This window comes from Pseudomonas maioricensis, assembly GCF_022790535.1.
GTDB classification, from domain to species: Bacteria; Pseudomonadota; Gammaproteobacteria; order Pseudomonadales; family Pseudomonadaceae; genus Aquipseudomonas; species Aquipseudomonas maioricensis.
The window spans coordinates 1-17,014 of sequence record NZ_LOHG01000028.1 but is presented as its reverse complement, the minus strand read 5'-3'; the positions used below and the strand labels follow the sequence as shown (position 1 = coordinate 17,014).

General features: G+C 57.3%; 15 protein-coding genes and 1 pseudogene. 9 read left to right on the top strand and 7 right to left on the bottom strand.

What is annotated here, in order from left to right; all coding sequences use genetic code 11:
- The first annotated feature begins 88 nt into the window (after positions 1-88).
- The 8 genes from nuoG to nuoN are packed head-to-tail and all read left to right on the top strand — an operon-like array spanning position 89 to position 10,085.
- Positions 89-2,803, top strand: coding sequence for an NADH-quinone oxidoreductase subunit NuoG (gene nuoG, locus AUC61_RS25020; protein ID WP_243248922.1), 2,715 nt, complete (start codon positions 89-91; stop codon positions 2,801-2,803).
- A complete protein-coding gene (gene nuoH / locus AUC61_RS25015; RefSeq protein ID WP_243248921.1) occupies positions 2,800-3,807 on the top strand; it encodes an NADH-quinone oxidoreductase subunit NuoH in 1,008 nt (335 codons plus the stop codon). Before nuoG ends, nuoH begins: the two co-directional genes overlap by 4 nt.
- Positions 3,808-3,818: 11 nt before the next feature.
- Complete coding sequence (gene nuoI, locus AUC61_RS25010) at positions 3,819-4,367, top strand: NADH-quinone oxidoreductase subunit NuoI (RefSeq protein ID WP_017123831.1); 549 nt, start codon at positions 3,819-3,821, stop codon at positions 4,365-4,367.
- A gap of 10 nt (positions 4,368-4,377) precedes the next feature.
- Positions 4,378-4,887 carry an NADH-quinone oxidoreductase subunit J gene (nuoJ, locus tag AUC61_RS25005; RefSeq protein ID WP_027899391.1) on the top strand — a complete coding sequence of 170 codons (510 nt, stop codon included), beginning with the start codon at positions 4,378-4,380 and terminating at the stop codon, positions 4,885-4,887.
- Entirely contained in the window at positions 4,884-5,192 is a 309-nt protein-coding gene (nuoK, locus tag AUC61_RS25000; protein ID WP_027899390.1) for an NADH-quinone oxidoreductase subunit NuoK, read from the top strand. Before nuoJ ends, nuoK begins: the two co-directional genes overlap by 4 nt.
- Positions 5,189-7,042 carry an NADH-quinone oxidoreductase subunit L gene (gene nuoL, locus AUC61_RS24995; RefSeq protein WP_243248920.1) on the top strand — a complete coding sequence of 618 codons (1,854 nt, stop codon included), beginning with the start codon at positions 5,189-5,191 and terminating at the stop codon, positions 7,040-7,042. The genes nuoK and nuoL overlap by 4 nt, the downstream gene beginning before the upstream one ends.
- Before the next feature lie 39 nt (positions 7,043-7,081).
- Positions 7,082-8,614 carry an NADH-quinone oxidoreductase subunit M gene (gene nuoM / locus AUC61_RS24990; RefSeq protein WP_243248919.1) on the top strand — a complete coding sequence of 511 codons (1,533 nt, stop codon included), beginning with the start codon at positions 7,082-7,084 and terminating at the stop codon, positions 8,612-8,614.
- 7 nt (positions 8,615-8,621) lie between these two features.
- Positions 8,622-10,085: an NADH-quinone oxidoreductase subunit NuoN gene (gene nuoN / locus AUC61_RS24985; protein WP_243248918.1), complete on the top strand. Its 1,464-nt coding sequence runs from the start codon at positions 8,622-8,624 to the stop codon at positions 10,083-10,085.
- 103 nt (positions 10,086-10,188) lie between these two features.
- Here the strand turns inward: nuoN and AUC61_RS24980 are convergent, their stop codons facing one another.
- The 7 genes and pseudogenes from AUC61_RS24980 to AUC61_RS24955 form a co-directional block, all read right to left on the bottom strand.
- Positions 10,189-11,253 carry an AI-2E family transporter gene (locus AUC61_RS24980; RefSeq protein ID WP_243248917.1) on the bottom strand — a complete coding sequence of 355 codons (1,065 nt, stop codon included), beginning with the start codon at positions 11,251-11,253 and terminating at the stop codon, positions 10,189-10,191.
- A gap of 489 nt (positions 11,254-11,742) precedes the next feature.
- Positions 11,743-12,498: a methyl-accepting chemotaxis protein gene (locus tag AUC61_RS26805; RefSeq protein ID WP_422765717.1), complete on the bottom strand. Its 756-nt coding sequence runs from the start codon at positions 12,496-12,498 to the stop codon at positions 11,743-11,745.
- Positions 12,499-12,600: 102 nt separating this feature from the next.
- Positions 12,601-13,332, bottom strand: a pseudogene (locus AUC61_RS26800) (cache domain-containing protein); the annotation flags it as partial.
- A 263-nt stretch (positions 13,333-13,595) separates the two neighbouring features.
- Positions 13,596-14,921: a sensor histidine kinase gene (locus AUC61_RS24970; RefSeq protein WP_243248915.1), complete on the bottom strand. Its 1,326-nt coding sequence runs from the start codon at positions 14,919-14,921 to the stop codon at positions 13,596-13,598.
- Positions 14,918-15,589, bottom strand: coding sequence for a response regulator transcription factor (locus tag AUC61_RS24965; protein ID WP_243248914.1), 672 nt, complete (start codon positions 15,587-15,589; stop codon positions 14,918-14,920). Before AUC61_RS24965 ends, AUC61_RS24970 begins: the two co-directional genes overlap by 4 nt.
- A complete protein-coding gene (locus AUC61_RS24960) occupies positions 15,589-15,894 on the bottom strand; it encodes a PepSY domain-containing protein (RefSeq protein ID WP_243248913.1) in 306 nt (101 codons plus the stop codon). Before AUC61_RS24960 ends, AUC61_RS24965 begins: the two co-directional genes overlap by 1 nt.
- Positions 15,894-16,202, bottom strand: coding sequence for a PepSY domain-containing protein (locus tag AUC61_RS24955; RefSeq protein WP_243248912.1), 309 nt, complete (start codon positions 16,200-16,202; stop codon positions 15,894-15,896). The genes AUC61_RS24960 and AUC61_RS24955 overlap by 1 nt, the downstream gene beginning before the upstream one ends.
- Positions 16,203-16,401: 199 nt before the next feature.
- Between AUC61_RS24955 and queD the strand changes: the two genes are divergently transcribed.
- Positions 16,402-16,758 carry a 6-carboxytetrahydropterin synthase QueD gene (gene queD, locus AUC61_RS24950; protein WP_243248911.1) on the top strand — a complete coding sequence of 119 codons (357 nt, stop codon included), beginning with the start codon at positions 16,402-16,404 and terminating at the stop codon, positions 16,756-16,758.
- Positions 16,759-17,014: the final 256 nt, after the last annotated feature.

Genomic DNA, 17,014 nt, shown 5'->3' with positions numbered 1-17,014 from the left:
ACGCCCTGAAGGCTGTTTAGAGTCGCGCGAATAACAAGATTCCATTAGCCACGCCCGCTGACACCGGGCCAACGAAGACCTTTGAACCATGGCCACTATCCACGTAGACGGCAAAGCGCTCGAAGTCGATGGGGCAGACAACCTGTTACAGGCATGTCTGTCGCTAGGCCTCGACATCCCGTATTTCTGCTGGCATCCCGCCCTTGGCAGCGTTGGCGCCTGTCGCCAATGTGCGGTCAAGCAGTACACGGACGAGAACGACACCCGTGGTCGTATCGTCATGTCCTGCATGACTCCAGCCACCGATAACACCTGGATTTCCATCGAAGATGACGAATCCAAGGCCTTCCGGGCCAGTGTCGTCGAATGGCTGATGACCAACCACCCCCACGACTGCCCGGTCTGTGAGGAAGGCGGTCACTGCCACCTGCAAGACATGACCGTGATGACCGGCCACAACGAGCGCCGTTATCGCTTCACCAAACGCACCCACCAGAATCAGGAACTCGGCCCGTTCATCGCTCACGAGATGAACCGCTGCATCGCCTGCTACCGGTGCGTACGTTTCTATAAAGATTATGCGGGCGGCACTGACCTCGGTGTGTTCGGCGCTCACGACAACGTGTACTTCGGTCGCGTTGAAGACGGCGTTCTGGAAAGCGAGTTCTCCGGCAACCTCACCGAGGTCTGCCCGACCGGTGTGTTCACCGACAAGACCCACTCCGAGCGTTACAACCGTAAGTGGGACATGCAGTTCTCGCCAAGCATCTGCCATGGTTGCTCCAGCGGTTGCAACATCAGCCCAGGCGAGCGTTACGGTGAAATCCGTCGTATCGAGAACCGTTACAACGGTTCCGTGAATCAGTATTTCCTGTGTGACCGTGGCCGTTTTGGCTATGGCTACACCAACCGCGAAGACCGCCCTCGCCAGCCGCATCTGGCCGATGGCAGCAAACTGAGCCTGGATCAGGCACTGGATAACGCTGCTGATCTGCTGCGCGGTCGCAACATCGTCGGTATCGGTTCGCCACGCGCCAGCCTGGAAAGCAACTATGCGTTGCGTGAGCTGGTCGGTGCAGAGCATTTCTATTCGGGTATCGAAGCCTCCGAGCTTGAGCGTATCCGTCTGGTGGCACAGGTGTTGAAAGACAGCCCTCTGCCGATTCCGACCCTGCGCGACATTGAAGATCACGACGCTATTTTCGTCCTCGGCGAAGACTTGACCCAGACCGCTGCTCGTCTGGCGCTGGGCCTGCGTCAAGCGGTCAAAGGCAAGGCTGAAGAAATGGCCGCGGCGATGAAAGTCCAGCCGTGGCTTGACGCTGCGGTGAAGAACATCGGTCAGCACGAGCTGAACCCGCTGTTCATCGCCAGCCTTGCTGAAACCAAACTGGATGATGTTGCAGAAGAATGCGTCCACGCAGCACCCGACGATCTGGCGCGTATCGGTTTCGCGGTCGCTCATGCGCTGGATGCCAGTGCGCCAGCCGTTGAAGGCCTTGAGCCTGAAGCCCTTGAACTGGCACAACGTATTGCCGATGCCCTGCTGGCCGCCAAGCGCCCACTGATCATCGCCGGTACTTCGCTGGGTTCCAAAGCGCTGATCGAAGCCGCCGCCAACATTGCCAAGGCGCTGAAACTGCGCGACAAGGCAGGCTCCATCAGCCTGATCGTGCCAGAAGCCAATAGCCTGGGCTTGGCCCTGCTGGGTGGCGACTCTGTCGATGCCGCGCTGCAAGCCGTAATCGATGGCAAGGCCGACGCCATTGTCGTGCTGGAAAACGATCTGTACACCCGCACTGATGCTGCCAAGGTCGATGCAGCACTGAGCGCGGCAAAAGTGGTGATCGTGGCTGATCATCAGAAAACCCCGACCGGTGATCGTGCCCATCTGGTGCTACCTGCTGCCAGCTTTGCTGAAGGCGACGGCACGTTGGTCAGCCAGGAAGGCCGCGCTCAGCGCTTCTTCCAGGTCTTCGACCCAACGTATCTGGACGCCAGCATTCTGGTTCACGAAGGCTGGCGCTGGCTGCACGCCCTGCGCGCGACCCTGCTGAACAAGCCGGTGGACTGGACGTTGCTGGACCATGTGACGGCTGCCTGCGCTGCAAGCACTCCGCAACTGGCCGCCATCGTCAACGCCGCGCCATCGGCTGCGTTCCGTATCAAAGGCTTGAAGCTGGCTCGCGAACCGCTGCGTTACAGCGGCCGTACCGCCATGCGCGCCAACATCAGTGTGCATGAGCCGCGTACTTCGCAAGACAACGACACCGCGTTCTCCTTCTCCATGGAAGGTTATTCGGGCTCTGTAGAACCACGTCAGCAAGTGCCATTTGCCTGGTCGCCGGGCTGGAACTCGCCACAAGCGTGGAACAAGTTCCAGGACGAAGTCGGCGGTCACTTGCGTGCCGGTGATCCGGGCACCCGTCTGATCGAAACCCAGGGCGATAACCTGAGCTGGTTCACCAGCGCACCTCGCGCCTTCTCCCCAGCTCAAGGGACCTGGCAAGTGGTGCCGTTCTATCACCTGTTCGGCAGTGAAGAGAACTCTTCGAAAGCCGCTCCGGTTCAAGAACGCATTCCTGCTCCGTATGTGGCTCTGGCCAAGTCGGAAGCTGATCGCCTGGGTGTCAACGACGGTGCTCTGCTCTCCTTGAACGTTGCGGGTCAGACCCTGCGCCTGCCGCTGCGTATCAATGAAGAGCTGGGCGCGGGTCTCGTGGCACTGCCTGCCGGTCTGGCCGGTATTCCGCCCGCGATTTTCGGCAAGTCCGTTGATGGTCTGCAGGAGGCAGCGCAATGAGTTGGTTCACCCCTGATGTGATCGACGCAATCATTGCTGTCGTCAAGGCCATTGTTGTGCTGCTGGCCGTTGTGGTCTGCGGCGCACTGCTGAGCTTTGTGGAACGTCGCCTGTTGGGCTGGTGGCAGGACCGTTACGGTCCAAACCGCGTTGGCCCTTTCGGCATGTTCCAGATTGCTGCCGACATGCTGAAAATGTTCTTCAAGGAAGACTGGACTCCACCGTTCGCCGACAAGGTGATTTTCACCCTGGCGCCGGTGGTTGCCATGAGCGCCCTGCTGATCGCCTTCTCCATCATCCCGATCACCCCGACCTGGGGCGTGGCGGACCTGAACATCGGTCTGCTGTTCTTCTTCGCCATGGCGGGTCTATCGGTTTACGCCGTTCTGTTTGCCGGGTGGTCGAGTAACAACAAGTTCGCCCTGCTCGGTGCACTGCGTGCTTCGGCACAAACCGTGTCCTATGAAGTGTTCATGGGCCTGGCGTTGATGGGCATCGTGGTTCAGGTTGGCTCGTTCAACATGCGGGACATCGTTGAATATCAGGCGCAGAACCTGTGGTTCATCATTCCGCAGTTCTTTGGCTTCTGTACCTTCTTCATTGCTGGCGTTGCCGTGACTCACCGTCACCCGTTCGACCAGCCGGAAGCGGAACAGGAACTGGCTGACGGTTACCACATTGAATATGCAGGCATGAAGTGGGGCATGTTCTTCGTCGGCGAGTACATCGGCATCGTGCTGATTTCCGCGCTGCTGGTGACCTTGTTCTTCGGTGGCTGGCACGGTCCGTTCGATATCCTGCCTTCGCTGTCGTTCTTCTGGTTCGCCATCAAAACTGCATTCTTCATCATGCTGTTCATCCTGCTGCGTGCATCCATCCCGCGCCCACGCTATGACCAGGTCATGGATTTCAGCTGGAAATTCTGTCTGCCGCTGACCCTGATCAATTTGCTGGTGACTGCTGCGGTTGTGTTGTTGAACACGCCAGCAGGCACGGTTCAGTGAGGATTTGACCCATGTTCAAATATATTGGCGACATCGTTAAGGGTACTGGTACCCAATTGCGAAGCCTGGTGATGGTATTCGGTCACGGCTTCCGCAAACGCGACACCCTGCAATACCCGGAAGAAGCGGTCTACTTGCCGCCGCGCTATCGCGGTCGTATCGTGTTGACCCGCGACCCTGATGGTGAGGAACGCTGCGTAGCCTGCAACCTGTGCGCGGTGGCCTGCCCGGTCGGCTGCATCTCGCTGCAGAAAGCCGAAACCGATGACGGCCGTTGGTATCCAGAGTTCTTCCGCATCAACTTCTCGCGTTGCATTTTCTGCGGCCTGTGCGAAGAAGCCTGCCCGACCACCGCAATCCAGCTGACACCGGATTTCGAAATGGCCGAGTTCAAGCGTCAGGATCTGGTTTACGAGAAAGAAGATCTGTTGATCTCCGGCCCCGGCAAGAACCCTGACTACAACTTCTATCGCGTCGCCGGTATGGCCGTCGCTGGCAAGCCCAAGGGCTCTGCACAGAACGAAGCCGAACCGATCAACGTCAAGAGCTTGCTGCCTTAAGGAAGTAAAGATGGAATTCGCTTTCTATTTCGCATCCGGCATCGCTGTAGTGTCCACCCTTCGGGTGATCACTAACACGAACCCGGTGCACGCCCTGCTCTACCTGATCATTTCGCTGATCGCCGTGGCGATGACTTTTTTCAGCCTTGGCGCTCCGTTCGCCGGGGTTCTGGAAGTCATCGCTTACGCGGGCGCAATTATGGTCCTGTTCGTTTTCGTGGTGATGATGCTCAACCTGGGCCCGGCCTCGGTTCAGCAGGAACGCACCTGGCTCACACCCGGTATCTGGGTCGGCCCGGTTATTCTGGGCGCCCTGCTGTTGGCTGAATTGCTGTACGTGCTGTTCGCCAACCAGACAGGCGCCGCTATCGGTCACACCACCGTCGACGCCAAGGCAGTCGGCATCAGCCTGTTCGGGCCTTACCTGCTGGTCGTCGAGCTGGCCTCGATGCTGTTGCTGGCGGCAGCGGTGACGGCATTCCATCTGGGCCGCAACGAAGCGAAGGAGCCAAGCCAATGAATGCTATCCCTCTGGAGCACGGTCTGGCGGTTGCCGGGGTCCTGTTCGTTCTCGGCCTGGTCGGTCTGATAGTGCGCCGTAACATTCTTTTTGTGTTGATGAGCCTGGAGATCATGATGAACGCATCAGCTCTGGCGTTCGTCGTTGCCGGTAGCCGCTGGGCTCAGCCGGATGGACAAGTGATGTTCATCCTGGTGATCACCCTCGCTGCTGCCGAGGCCAGTATTGGCCTGGCGATCCTGATGCAGCTGTATCGCCGCTTCCACACTCTCGATATCGACGCTGCCAGCGAGATGCGCGGATGAACCTACTCTTTCTGACTTTCGTATTTCCCCTGATCGGTTTTCTGCTGCTGTCGTTCTCCCGTGGGCGCATCTCGGAAAACCTCGCGGCACTGATCGGCGTCGGCTCTATCGGCCTGTCAGCCATCGTTACTGCGTGGGTTATCTGGCAGTTCAACGTTGCGCCGCCTGAAGGCGGTCACTACACCCAGGTGTTGTGGCGCTGGATGGCCGTGGACGGTTTCGAACCCAACTTCGCACTGTATCTGGACGGCCTGTCCGTGACGATGCTCGGCGTAGTGGTCGGCGTCGGCTTCCTGATCCACCTGTTCGCCTCCTGGTACATGCGTGGCGAAGCCGGTTACTCGCGCTTCTTCGCGTACACCAACCTGTTCATCGCCAGCATGCTTTTCCTGATCCTCGGCGATAACCTGTTGTTCCTGTACTTCGGTTGGGAAGGTGTAGGTCTGTGCAGTTACTTGTTGATCGGTTTCTACTACAGCAACCGCAACAACGGTAACGCGGCACTCAAAGCCTTCATCGTGACCCGTATCGGCGACGTGTTCATGGCCATCGGCCTGTTCATCCTGTTCCAGCAACTGGGCACGTTGAACGTCCAGGAACTGCTGGTGCGTGCGCCAGAGCACTTCAAGGTCGGCGACTTCTGGATCGTGCTGGCTACCCTGCTGTTGCTCGGTGGTGCTGTGGGTAAATCGGCACAACTGCCACTGCAAACCTGGCTTGCGGATGCAATGGCTGGTCCTACTCCGGTTTCGGCACTGATCCACGCCGCAACCATGGTGACCGCAGGTGTTTACCTGATCGCCCGTACTCACGGCCTGTTCGCCCTGGCGCCGGACATCCTGCACCTGGTAGGCATCGTCGGCGGCGTGACACTGGTTCTGGCGGGTTTCGCGGCACTGGTACAGACCGACATCAAACGTATCCTCGCCTATTCGACCATGAGCCAGATTGGCTACATGTTCCTGGCGCTGGGCGTAGGCGCCTGGGAGGGCGCGATCTTCCACCTGATGACTCACGCGTTCTTCAAGGCGCTGCTGTTCCTTGCGTCCGGTGCGGTCATCGTTGCCTGCCACCACGAGCAGAACATCTTCAAGATGGGCGGGCTGTGGAAGAAACTGCCTTTGGCCTACGCCAGCTTCATCGTCGGCGGCGCGGCACTTGCGGCCTTGCCGTTGCTGACGGCGGGCTTCTACTCCAAGGACGAAATTCTTTGGGAGGCTTTCGCCAGCGGCAACAACGGTCTGCTGTACGCAGGTCTGGTCGGCGCGTTCATGACTTCGCTGTACACCTTCCGCCTGATCTTCATCACCTTCCACGGTGAAGCCAAGACTGAAGCGCACGCCGGTCACGGTATCGCCCACTGGTTGCCATTGAGCGTGCTGATCGTGCTGTCGACCTTCGTTGGCGCGCTGATCACTCCTCCGTTGGCGGGTGTACTGCCGCAAAGCGTCGGTCACGCCGGTGGCGATGCCAAGCACAGCCTGGAAATCGCCTCGGGGGCTATCGCTCTGGCCGGTATCCTGCTGGCTGCGTTGCTGTTCCTGGGCAAGCGCCGCTTGGTGACCTCCATCGCCAACAGCGCTCCAGGTCGTTTCCTGTCAGCCTGGTGGTTCGCTGCATGGGGCTTCGATTGGGTGTACGACAAGCTGTTCGTCAAGCCGTATCTGGCTATCTGCCAGTTGCTGCGTAGCGACCCACTGGACCACACCATTGGTTTGATCCCACGTCTGGTCAAGGCAGGTCATGGCAGCATGACCCGTACCGAAACCGGTCAACTGCGCTGGTATGCCGCTTCGATCGCTGTAGGTGCCGTGCTGGTACTCGGCGCCGTCGTTGTGGTTGCGGTCTGACATGAACCTTGCGAATTTGCGAAAGGAATTGAGCCCGTCATGATTCTGCCTTGGCTAATCCTGATCCCCTTTATCGGTGGCCTGCTGTGCTGGCAAGGTGAGCGCTTCGGCCCTACCCTGCCGCGCTGGATCGCGCTGCTGACCATGTCCCTCGAACTGGCCCTGGGCCTCTGGTTGTGGAGTACTGGCAACTACAGTTACGCACCAGCGCCTGGCGTCGACCCAACCTGGGCCATCGAATTCAAGCACTTGTGGATCGCTCGCTTCGGCATCAGCGTCCACCTGGCACTCGATGGTCTTTCGTTGCTGATGATCCTGCTGACCGGCCTGCTCGGTGTGCTGTCGGTGTTGTGTTCGTGGAAAGAAATCCAGCGTAACGTTGGTTTCTTCCACCTCAACCTGATGTGGATCCTCGGTGGTGTGATTGGCGTGTTCCTGGCCATCGACCTGTTCATGTTCTTCTTCTTCTGGGAAATGATGCTGGTGCCGATGTATTTCCTTATCGCGCTCTGGGGTCACAGCTCGGCGGACGGCAAGAAGACACGAATCTACGCCGCGACCAAGTTCTTCATCTTCACTCAGGCCAGCGGCTTGATCATGTTGGTGGCGATCCTCGGTCTGGTCCTGGTCAACTTCAATCAGACTGGAGTGATCACGTTCGATTACGCCACGCTGCTGAAGACCCAACTGGCACCGGGCACCGAATACATCCTGATGCTGGGCTTCTTTATTGCCTTCGCGGTGAAGCTGCCAGTCGTGCCCTTCCACTCCTGGCTACCGGATGCTCACGCCCAGGCGCCGACAGCAGGCTCGGTCGATCTGGCCGGTATCCTGTTGAAAACCGCTGCTTATGGCCTGCTGCGCTTCGCTCTACCGATGTTCCCGAACGCATCGGCCGAGTTCGCGCCAATTGCCATGATTCTGGGCCTGATCGGTATTTTCTACGGGGCATTCCTGGCGTTCGCACAGACCGACATCAAGCGTCTGATCGCTTACTCCAGTGTCTCGCACATGGGCTTCGTGCTGATCGGTATCTACTCCGGCAGCCAGCAAGCGCTGCAAGGCGTCGTGATCCAGATGATCGCTCACGGTCTGTCGGCTGCTGCGCTGTTTATCCTCAGCGGCCAGTTGTACGAGCGCCTGCATACACGTGACATGCGTGAAATGGGTGGTTTGTGGTCGCGCATCGCGTACCTGCCAGCGATCAGCCTGTTCTTCGCGGCGGCTTCTCTGGGTCTGCCAGGTACCGGTAACTTTGTGGGTGAGTTCCTGATCCTGCTGGGCAGCTTTGTCAGTGCGCCATGGATCACCGCAATTGCCACGTCCGGTCTGGTGTTTGGCTCTGTCTACTCGCTGATCATGATCCACCGCGCCTACTTCGGCCCGGCAAAATCCGACGAGCCTCTCAAGGGCATGGACGGACGGGAAATGATCATGGTGCTCGGCCTGGCCGTGTTGCTGGTACTGCTCGGGGTTTACCCGCAGCCGTTCCTCGATACGTCGGCAGCGACCATGCACGGCGTGCAGCAATGGCTCGGCACCGCCTTCACTCAACTCGCTTCGGCCCGGTAAGAGCGCTATGGACCTGACGATTCAACATTTTATTGCGCTTGCCCCACTGCTGATTACTAGCCTCACCATTGTTGTGGTGATGCTGGCGATCGCATGGCGCCGCAATCACTCGCAAACATTCCTGCTCAGCGTGGCCGGGCTTAACCTTGCCCTGCTGTCGATCTACCCGGCATTGAAAGTCGCTCCGCTGGTAGTGACGCCGCTGCTGCAGATCGACAGCTTCGCTTGCCTGTACATGGCGCTGATCCTGGCGTCGACCTTGGCTTGCGTGACCATGGCTCACGCCTATCTCGGCGACGGTAAAGCTGGCTACCCTGGCAATCGTGAAGAACTCTACCTGCTGATCCTGCTGGCGGCAGCTGGCGGTCTGGTATTGGTCAGCGCTCAGCATCTGGCAGGCCTGTTCATCGGTCTGGAGTTACTGTCGGTGCCGGTCTACGGTCTGGTTGCCTATGCGTTCTTCAACAAGCGCTCGCTGGAAGCCGGTATCAAGTACATGGTGCTCTCGGCAGCCGGTTCCGCTTTCCTGCTGTTCGGCATGGCGCTGTTGTATGCCGAAGCTGGCACGCTGGGCTTCGAAGGTATCGGCAAGGCACTGGCCGCAAGCGGTCTGCCGAGCCCGATCGCAAGTCTGGGTCTGGGCATGATGCTGGTGGGTCTGGCATTCAAACTGTCGCTGGTCCCGTTCCACCTGTGGACGCCAGACGTGTACGAGGGTGCCCCGGCCCCGGTAGCGGCTTTCCTGGCCACCGCCAGCAAGGTTGCAGTGTTCGCAGTGCTGGTGCGTCTGTTCCAGATTTCCCCCGCTGCCAGCAGCGGTGTACTGCATGACGTATTGGCGGTCATCGCCGTTGCGTCAATCATCGTCGGTAACCTGTTGGCGCTGATGCAGAACAACTTGAAGCGCCTGCTGGGTTACTCATCCATCGCACACTTCGGCTACCTGATGATCGCCCTCGTGGCGAGCAAAGGCATGGCGGTTGAAGCTATTGGCGTGTATCTGGCCACCTATGTGCTGACCAGCCTGGGCAGCTTCGGTGTGATCACCATGATGTCGTCGCCATACAGCGGCCGTGATACCGATGCGATGTTCGAATACCGCGGTCTGTTCTGGCGTCGTCCGTACCTGACAGCGGTAATGACCCTGATGATGCTGTCTCTGGCGGGCATCCCGCTGACCGCTGGCTTCATCGGTAAGTTCTACATCATCGCGACCGGTGTTGAGTCGAAGCTATGGTGGCTTATCGGTGCACTGATCATCGGTAGCGCCATCGGTGTGTTCTACTACCTGCGCGTGATGGTCACCCTGTATCTGGTGGACTCCAAGCTGCCACGCCACGATGCGGCCTTCAACTGGGCGCAACGTACCGGCGGCGTGATGCTGTTGGCGATTGCCATTCTGACCTTCGTACTGGGTGTCTATCCGCAGCCGCTGCTGGATCTGGTCCAGCATGCAGGTCTGATGGGCTGATGGGCTGATGGGCTGATGGGCTGATGGGCTGATCGCTCAAGGATCAGGCACGACGCATAAAAAAACCTGCTCAGTTGAGCAGGTTTTTTTTCGCCTGAAGAATCTAGCCGGGCAGACGTACCGTCTTCTTGGCACTGACGAACAAGCCCCAGGTGGACATGAACAGCGCAGCGACCATCGGACCAATCACAAAGCCATTAAGGCCGAATACCGACATCCCCCCCAGCGTAGAAATCAGGATCAGGTAGTCGGGCATCTTCGTGTCTTTGCCGACCAGAACAGGCCGTAGCACGTTGTCCACCAGGCCAATAACAAAGACGCCGAACAATGCGAGCACAACGCCCTGCCAGATCATCCCGCTCAACAGGAAGTAGACCGCTACGGGCGCCCAGACGATCCCCGCCCCTACTGCTGGCAGCAACGACAGGAAAGCCATAATGACCGCCCAGAGCAGCGCACTGGGGATGTCCAGACACCAGAAAATGAAACCGCCCAGAGCGCCTTGAGTGATCGCGACGACAATGTTGCCTTTGACCGTGGCACGCACGACCCGCGTGAACTTCAGCTGCAAACGACGCTTCTGCGGCTCGGCCAGCGGCACCGCGATACGCATCTTGCGCACCAGTTCCTGGCCATCGCGCAGGAAGAAAAACAACAGGTACAGCATGATGAAGAAACCCACTACGAAGTCGAAGGTGCCCTGACCGAAGCTGAATGCCTGCGTCGCCAGGTACTGACTGCCCTGCATCGCGCCTTTGGCGATCTTGTCGCGCAGACCGTTGAGATCGCCCATACCCAAGCGATCTAGCCAGCCCTGAACGTAAGGCGGCAACAAGCCTTTGAACTCGGCCAGATAGCTGGCGATGTCGAGCTGACCGCTTTCCACGTTCTTGTAGAGTGTGGCGCCTTCCTGAACCAGCAATGCACTGATGACGATGACCGGCAGAATCGCGATCACCAGACAGATCACCAAGGTGCAGAGCGACGTCAGATTACGCGTCCAGCCAAAGCGCAGCAGCAAACGACGCTGGATCGGCGCAAAGATGATGCCGAGGATCACCGCCCAGAAAACCGCCCCGTAGAACGGCAGTAGAATCCATATGAACGCGATGGTCACAAGCACCAACAGCATGATCAGGGTTTTGTATTGCAGCGTGGTTTCGTTCATGTCCTTTCCATGTCAGTAGGCAAGCAACTCGCTTGACCTGATCCTTAGTCAGCCAATAGACGGACGAGTGCAATCATTCTGCTTTTCATGCAGATGATGGCTCTGGAAAGGGTAGTACAGCAGAGAATGCGTCTGGCCGTAGGGTTGGCAGGAAATCGCACAGGGTCATTACACCGCTCTGTCTGACGCCAGACATTTGATCTGTAGGAACTGCCGAAGGCTGCGATAGCGGTGTGTCAGGATGAATGCTTGGCAGCCTTCGGCAGCGCTCATCAAACATGAAATAACTATCTGAGTTAAATGCTTATTCTGTAGGAGTGAGCTTGCTCGCGATAGCGTCAGGTCAGACGCTATCCTCTTAACCGATCTACCGCTATCGCGTGCAAGCTCACTCCTACAGGGTCAATGTTTACTACGCGACAGCGCGGCGCGTCGGACGACGAGGGCGCTCCTGCAGGTCAACCATTCGTAGCGCACTTCTCACATGAGTTAAACCCGGAATTGCCCAACCAGTGCGCCAAGGCGCTGGCCAAGATCGTTCAGGCTGCGCGTCGTTTGCGCGCTCTGCCGGGTTTCGTCTGCAACGGTGTCTACAGCAGAAGCAATCTGGTGCACGCTGCGGTTGATCTCCTCGGCAACAGCCGTTTGCTCTTCTGCCGCACTGGCGATCTGCGCGTTCATGGTGTTGATGGTCGTGATCAGCTCGCCAATAGCATCCAGCGAAGACCCCGCCTGATTGGCCTGCACGGAGGTGCCATCACCCGCCTCACTGGAGCGACGCATGGCGTCCACGGCGGTCTGGGTACCTTTCTGCAGTCGATCAATCATGCCCTGAATTTCCTGAGTACTCTGCTGAGTACGACTCGCCAGCGCACGCACCTCGTCAGCCACTACCGCAAAACCTCGACCAGCCTCCCCGGCCCGAGCGGCTTCAATAGCAGCATTGAGGGCTAGCAGGTTGGTCTGCTCAGCGATGGAGCGAATCACCCCAAGCACGCTGACAATAGAAGAGACGTCCTGCTGCAGGCTGTCCAGCGACGAGCCGCTGTTGCGGATATCTTCGACCAACGCGTGAATCAGTTTGATGCTGCCATCAACGACACGTTTGGCCGACTGCCCCTCTTCATCTGTCTGCTGTGCGGCGACCGAGGCGCCCTGCGCACTCTTTGCCACTTCCTGCGCGGCAGCAGACATCTCGTTGATTGCAGTGGCGACCTGATCGGTCTCATGCCGCTGACGCTCCATGGCTTGTTCAGAGCGCTGCGCCTGGCTGGAAACCTCACTCACGAGGCCAGTCAGTTGCCCGGTCATTCCGGATATCTGGCTAACGAGGCTATGGATCTTGTCGACGAAACGGTTGAAGGAACCCGCCAGATCACCCAACTCATCCTGACTGGTCACGGCCAGACGACGGGTCAGATCGCCCTCACCGGCCGCGATGTCGTCCAGGTTGTCTTTCATCAGGCGCAATGGACGAAGCAACGTACCGGCCAGCACCACGCCAATAATGCTGATAATGACAAGAACAAGTAAGGCGACCCCGACGATGCTCAGCAACATTTCCTGCAGACGAGCTTCAACGTCACGTTCGACCAATGCAACCTGGGCGTCGATACCGTCAAGATTGACAGACGAACCGACCGCCAGGTCCCATTTGGGTAAATACTCGGTGTAGCCCAGCTTTGGCAACAATTCGGTTTTGCCAGGTAGCGGGGAGGAGTACAGCAGATAATGCGTACCCGCTTTAGCTACAGCCACCAGTTCATTGTTGACATATACGCCGTTCGGATCGCGTGCATCTTTGAAGCTCTTCCCGACGCCATCAGGACTGTTTGCTTTGAACAAGCGTATAGATTGCGAATCGTAGCCGAAGAAATAGCCGTCCTTGCCATAGGAAATGCCGGAAAGCAGTTTTATGGCCTGCGCTCGTGCGGCCTCATCGCCAGCGGGCGAAGCGTCATAAATCGGTTTGATAGCAGTCATACCGATGGCGACATAATTTTGCAGCGTCGCCTTGGCTTCATTCAGGAGCCGTTCGCGCGTTTGGCTGACCTCCTGTCTCGCCTGCTCGCGGAGCATGATGACGGTAGTCGCGCTAATGATCAGCGCGAATATGAGCACCGGCAGAATTGCCAGTGAAAGTACTTTGGCTTTCAGGCTAATGCGCATAGAACCCCAGATATCAATTTGTTGTTTTTAAATTTTGATCTTGGCTCTGTAACGGCAATCAGACTGGAAAGTTGAGAGGGATGCGCTTTTTTGTCAGAAAAGCAGAAGCGAAACGCAGGCGCATCGATAACGTAGTTAAGGACTTAGTGACTAACGAATCGATTGTTGGAGGGTTATACACCAACAGAGCGGTCAGGCAGGTCGATGCGCACGCGAAGTCCACCTGAGTGGCTAGCCTCCAGTTGCAGATTACCGCCCCACGCCTGGACGATATCGCGAACGATGCCGAGGCCCAACCCGTGACCGGTAATCTGCTCATCAAGACGCGCACCGCGACTGAAGACCTCCTCGCGCATAGCCTCAGGAATGCCGGGGCCATCGTCCTCTACGAGGATACAAAAGCTGGTCTCCTGCCGGGTAATGATCAGCAGTACTTCGCTATCAGCCCATTTGCATGCGTTATCCAGCAAGTTACCCAATAGCTCCAGGATATCCTCTCTATCCCAAGGGAGAGACAAACCCGGCTGGACTTGCATCCCGAGGTTTAGATGCTCACCGTGGATCATGCGTAATGTAGCGAACAATCCACTCAACTCGACATCGCAGTCGAAATGCGCACCGGGCAACGCATCACCCGACAGCCGCGCGCGATTCAACTCGCGCGCAAGGCGCTGCTGAATTTGCTCAAGCTGTTCACGGAGAATATTACGCAGCTCTGGATGGGCATCAAACTGGGGACTGGCGATAGCGCTGAAGAGGACAGCCAGCGGAGTTTTCAGCGCGTGCCCAAGATTGCCGAGGGCGTTGCGTGAGCGCCTCAAGCTGTCTTCGGTATGCTCCAATAGATGATTGATTTGCGAAACAAGGGGTTCCAGCTCTACGGGTACCTGCTCATCAAGCTGGGATCGCTTCCCCTGTTGAAGCTGAACCAGCTGTTCACGGGCACGATCCAGTGGGCGCAAGGCCCGGCGAACCGTAACTCGCTGCAATGCGAGGATCAGCAAGAGAGCGGCCACGCCCAGACCGAGACCAATCTGCTGCACCCGAAGAAAACTTGCCCTTACCGGCGTGTAGTCTTGAGCGACAGTAATTGAGATGTCCTGACCAAACTTGCGGTAATCAACTTTGTGCAGCAGCAAGGATTGCCCGGTCTGGCCCAGCTCGTAGCTGGAATGCAGCCCGCTTGAGCCGGGATCAGGAATTTCCAGATCCCATAACGATCTTGAGCGCCAGTGGCCATCCGGGAAATCAATTCGGAAGTAGTGCCCGGAATAAGGCCGCTGATAAGCGGGTGACAGACGATGTTCGTCCAGTTGCACACCATTCTTCCCGCGCACCAGAGCCACCAACAGGCTTTCGCTTTCATTTCGCAGCCCGGCTTCCAGATACCGCTGCAAGCCCAGTTCAAACAGCCAAAGGCTGGTTTGAGCCAAGACCACGCATACCAGCACCATCACACTGATAAGCCCGAGACTCAGGCGTCGCTGTATAGACTTCAAGCAGCAGGCTCTCCGCCAAACCGATAGCCCTGGCCCCTTCGAGTCTCGACGACCGCTTTACCCAGCTTGCGTCGGAGGTGGTTCACATGCACTTCAATAACGTTGGAATCACGCTCGTTTTCCCCGTCATAGAGGTGCTCGGCCAAATGGCTTTTTGAAAGAATTTGTTCCGGGTGCAGCATGAAGTAACGCAACAACCTGAATTCAGCAGAAGTCAGCTGGATATCAACACCATTCTGATTAACGCATTGCCGCCCCTCGTCTAGATGCAAACCCGCGGACTCAAGGCGTGGTTGGTTGGCCAGCCCTTTGGAACGACGCAGTAGTGCCTGAATGCGCAGTTGCAACTCTTCCGGGTGGAACGGCTTGGTCAGGTAGTCGTCAGCCCCGGCCTTGAGTCCTTCGATACGCTCAGACCAGGAGCCTCGTGCAGTCAGGACAAGAACCGGGGTCGCTAACCCGGCGGTACGCCATTGTTCCAATACTTCAAGACCCGGAAGCCCAGGCAAGCCGAGGTCCAGGATAATCAAATCGTAAGGCTCGGTTACCCCTTGGTGTACAGCGTCACGACCGTCCGCAAGCCAATCAACTGCGTAGCCCTGCCTGCCCAGCCCCGCGAGTAGCTCATCAGCAAGCGGAACATGGTCCTCTACCAATAACAGCCGCATCAGTCTTCCTCATCCTTCAATAATCGACTGTCCCGAGCGTCATACTTCAACTCGCGAACGACCCCTTCCGAGGTCAGAATCTCAAACTCATAGACGTACACGCCATGCTTCTCTTCAAGTTCAGCCTCAAGCAGTTTGGCACCGGGATGCCTGGCCAGAGCCATCTCCATCAACTGTTCAAGGGGAAGAATAGTACCGAGCTGACGCAAGTTCAGCGCTTCATCCTGATCCAGGTCCCTGGCCTGCACAGTGACGCACACCAGCACTAGGCAGAGAAGAGTGCCACGACGCTTATGTAAGTTCATTATCGGTCCTGATGGTCCTTGAGTACTTTCCCGGTTGCGGCATCAACATCCACGTCCCATTCAATACCTTGAGTGTCAGTAAGCTCAACCTGATAAATATGTTTGCCGTATTTTTCATCAAGCTCGGTATCGTTTATGGTCGCGCCAGGGTGCCTGGCTAATGCCACAGCGTCGAGCTGCTCTGAACTTTGAATAACGCCGGCGGCGCGCAATGTAACAGCTTCGTCGGCAGAGATGTCGCGAGCGCTGACTACACCGCTGGTCAACATCAGTAAGGCAGAGGCAAAAAAAGCAGTCAGGGGGTTCACTATCAATCTCCGTTGAAAATGTTTATTTCCTACTGACTCAGGATAAACAACCGAACTTAACTCAAGCTGAATCTGTCTGGCTAGATGCCATCAGTGGGTAACGATCTGGCTGCTTTTAGCGCCAAGGCCAAACCATTACTGATAAACTCTTGGCCTGCATGCGTCGCTGCAACGATCGCCATTTTTAGAGTTGAAGATTGTGGAAATTTTTAAAGAATTTACGTTTGAGTCGGCCCACTTCCTACCTAATGTTCCCGAGGGGCATAAATGTGGACGGCTGCACGGCCACTCCTTCCGCATCGCTATCCACCTTGAAGGTGAAGTTGATCCCCATATCGGCTGGATACGTGACTTCTCCGAAATCAAAGCGATCTTCAAGCCCTTGTATGAAAGGCTCGATCACCACTACCTGAATGACATCCCAGGCCTGGAAAATCCTACTAGCGAAAACCTCGCCAAATGGATCTTTGCAGAGCTCAAGCCTCTGTTGCCGGAGCTGTCTGCTATTCGTATCCATGAGACCTGTACCAGTGGTTGCATCTATCGCGGTGAATAATCGCCGATAGTGAAAAAGCCCTCCTTGTTCGCAAGGGGGGCTTTTTTGTGTCTGGGAGAGTGTCGTAGATGCTCACTGTATCGCAAGAAACACGGAGCCCGTGGACAGGATTTATCAGGGAAGGCGCTATATTAGGCGATGGATATGCAGCGTCTGTACCAGCCTCCTCCCGAATGAATTCGGTCCTACCCGATAGCGGTGAACCGGTAGGAGCTGCCGAAGGCTGCGAGGCAGTGTGTCAGGCTAAAAGCGTGGG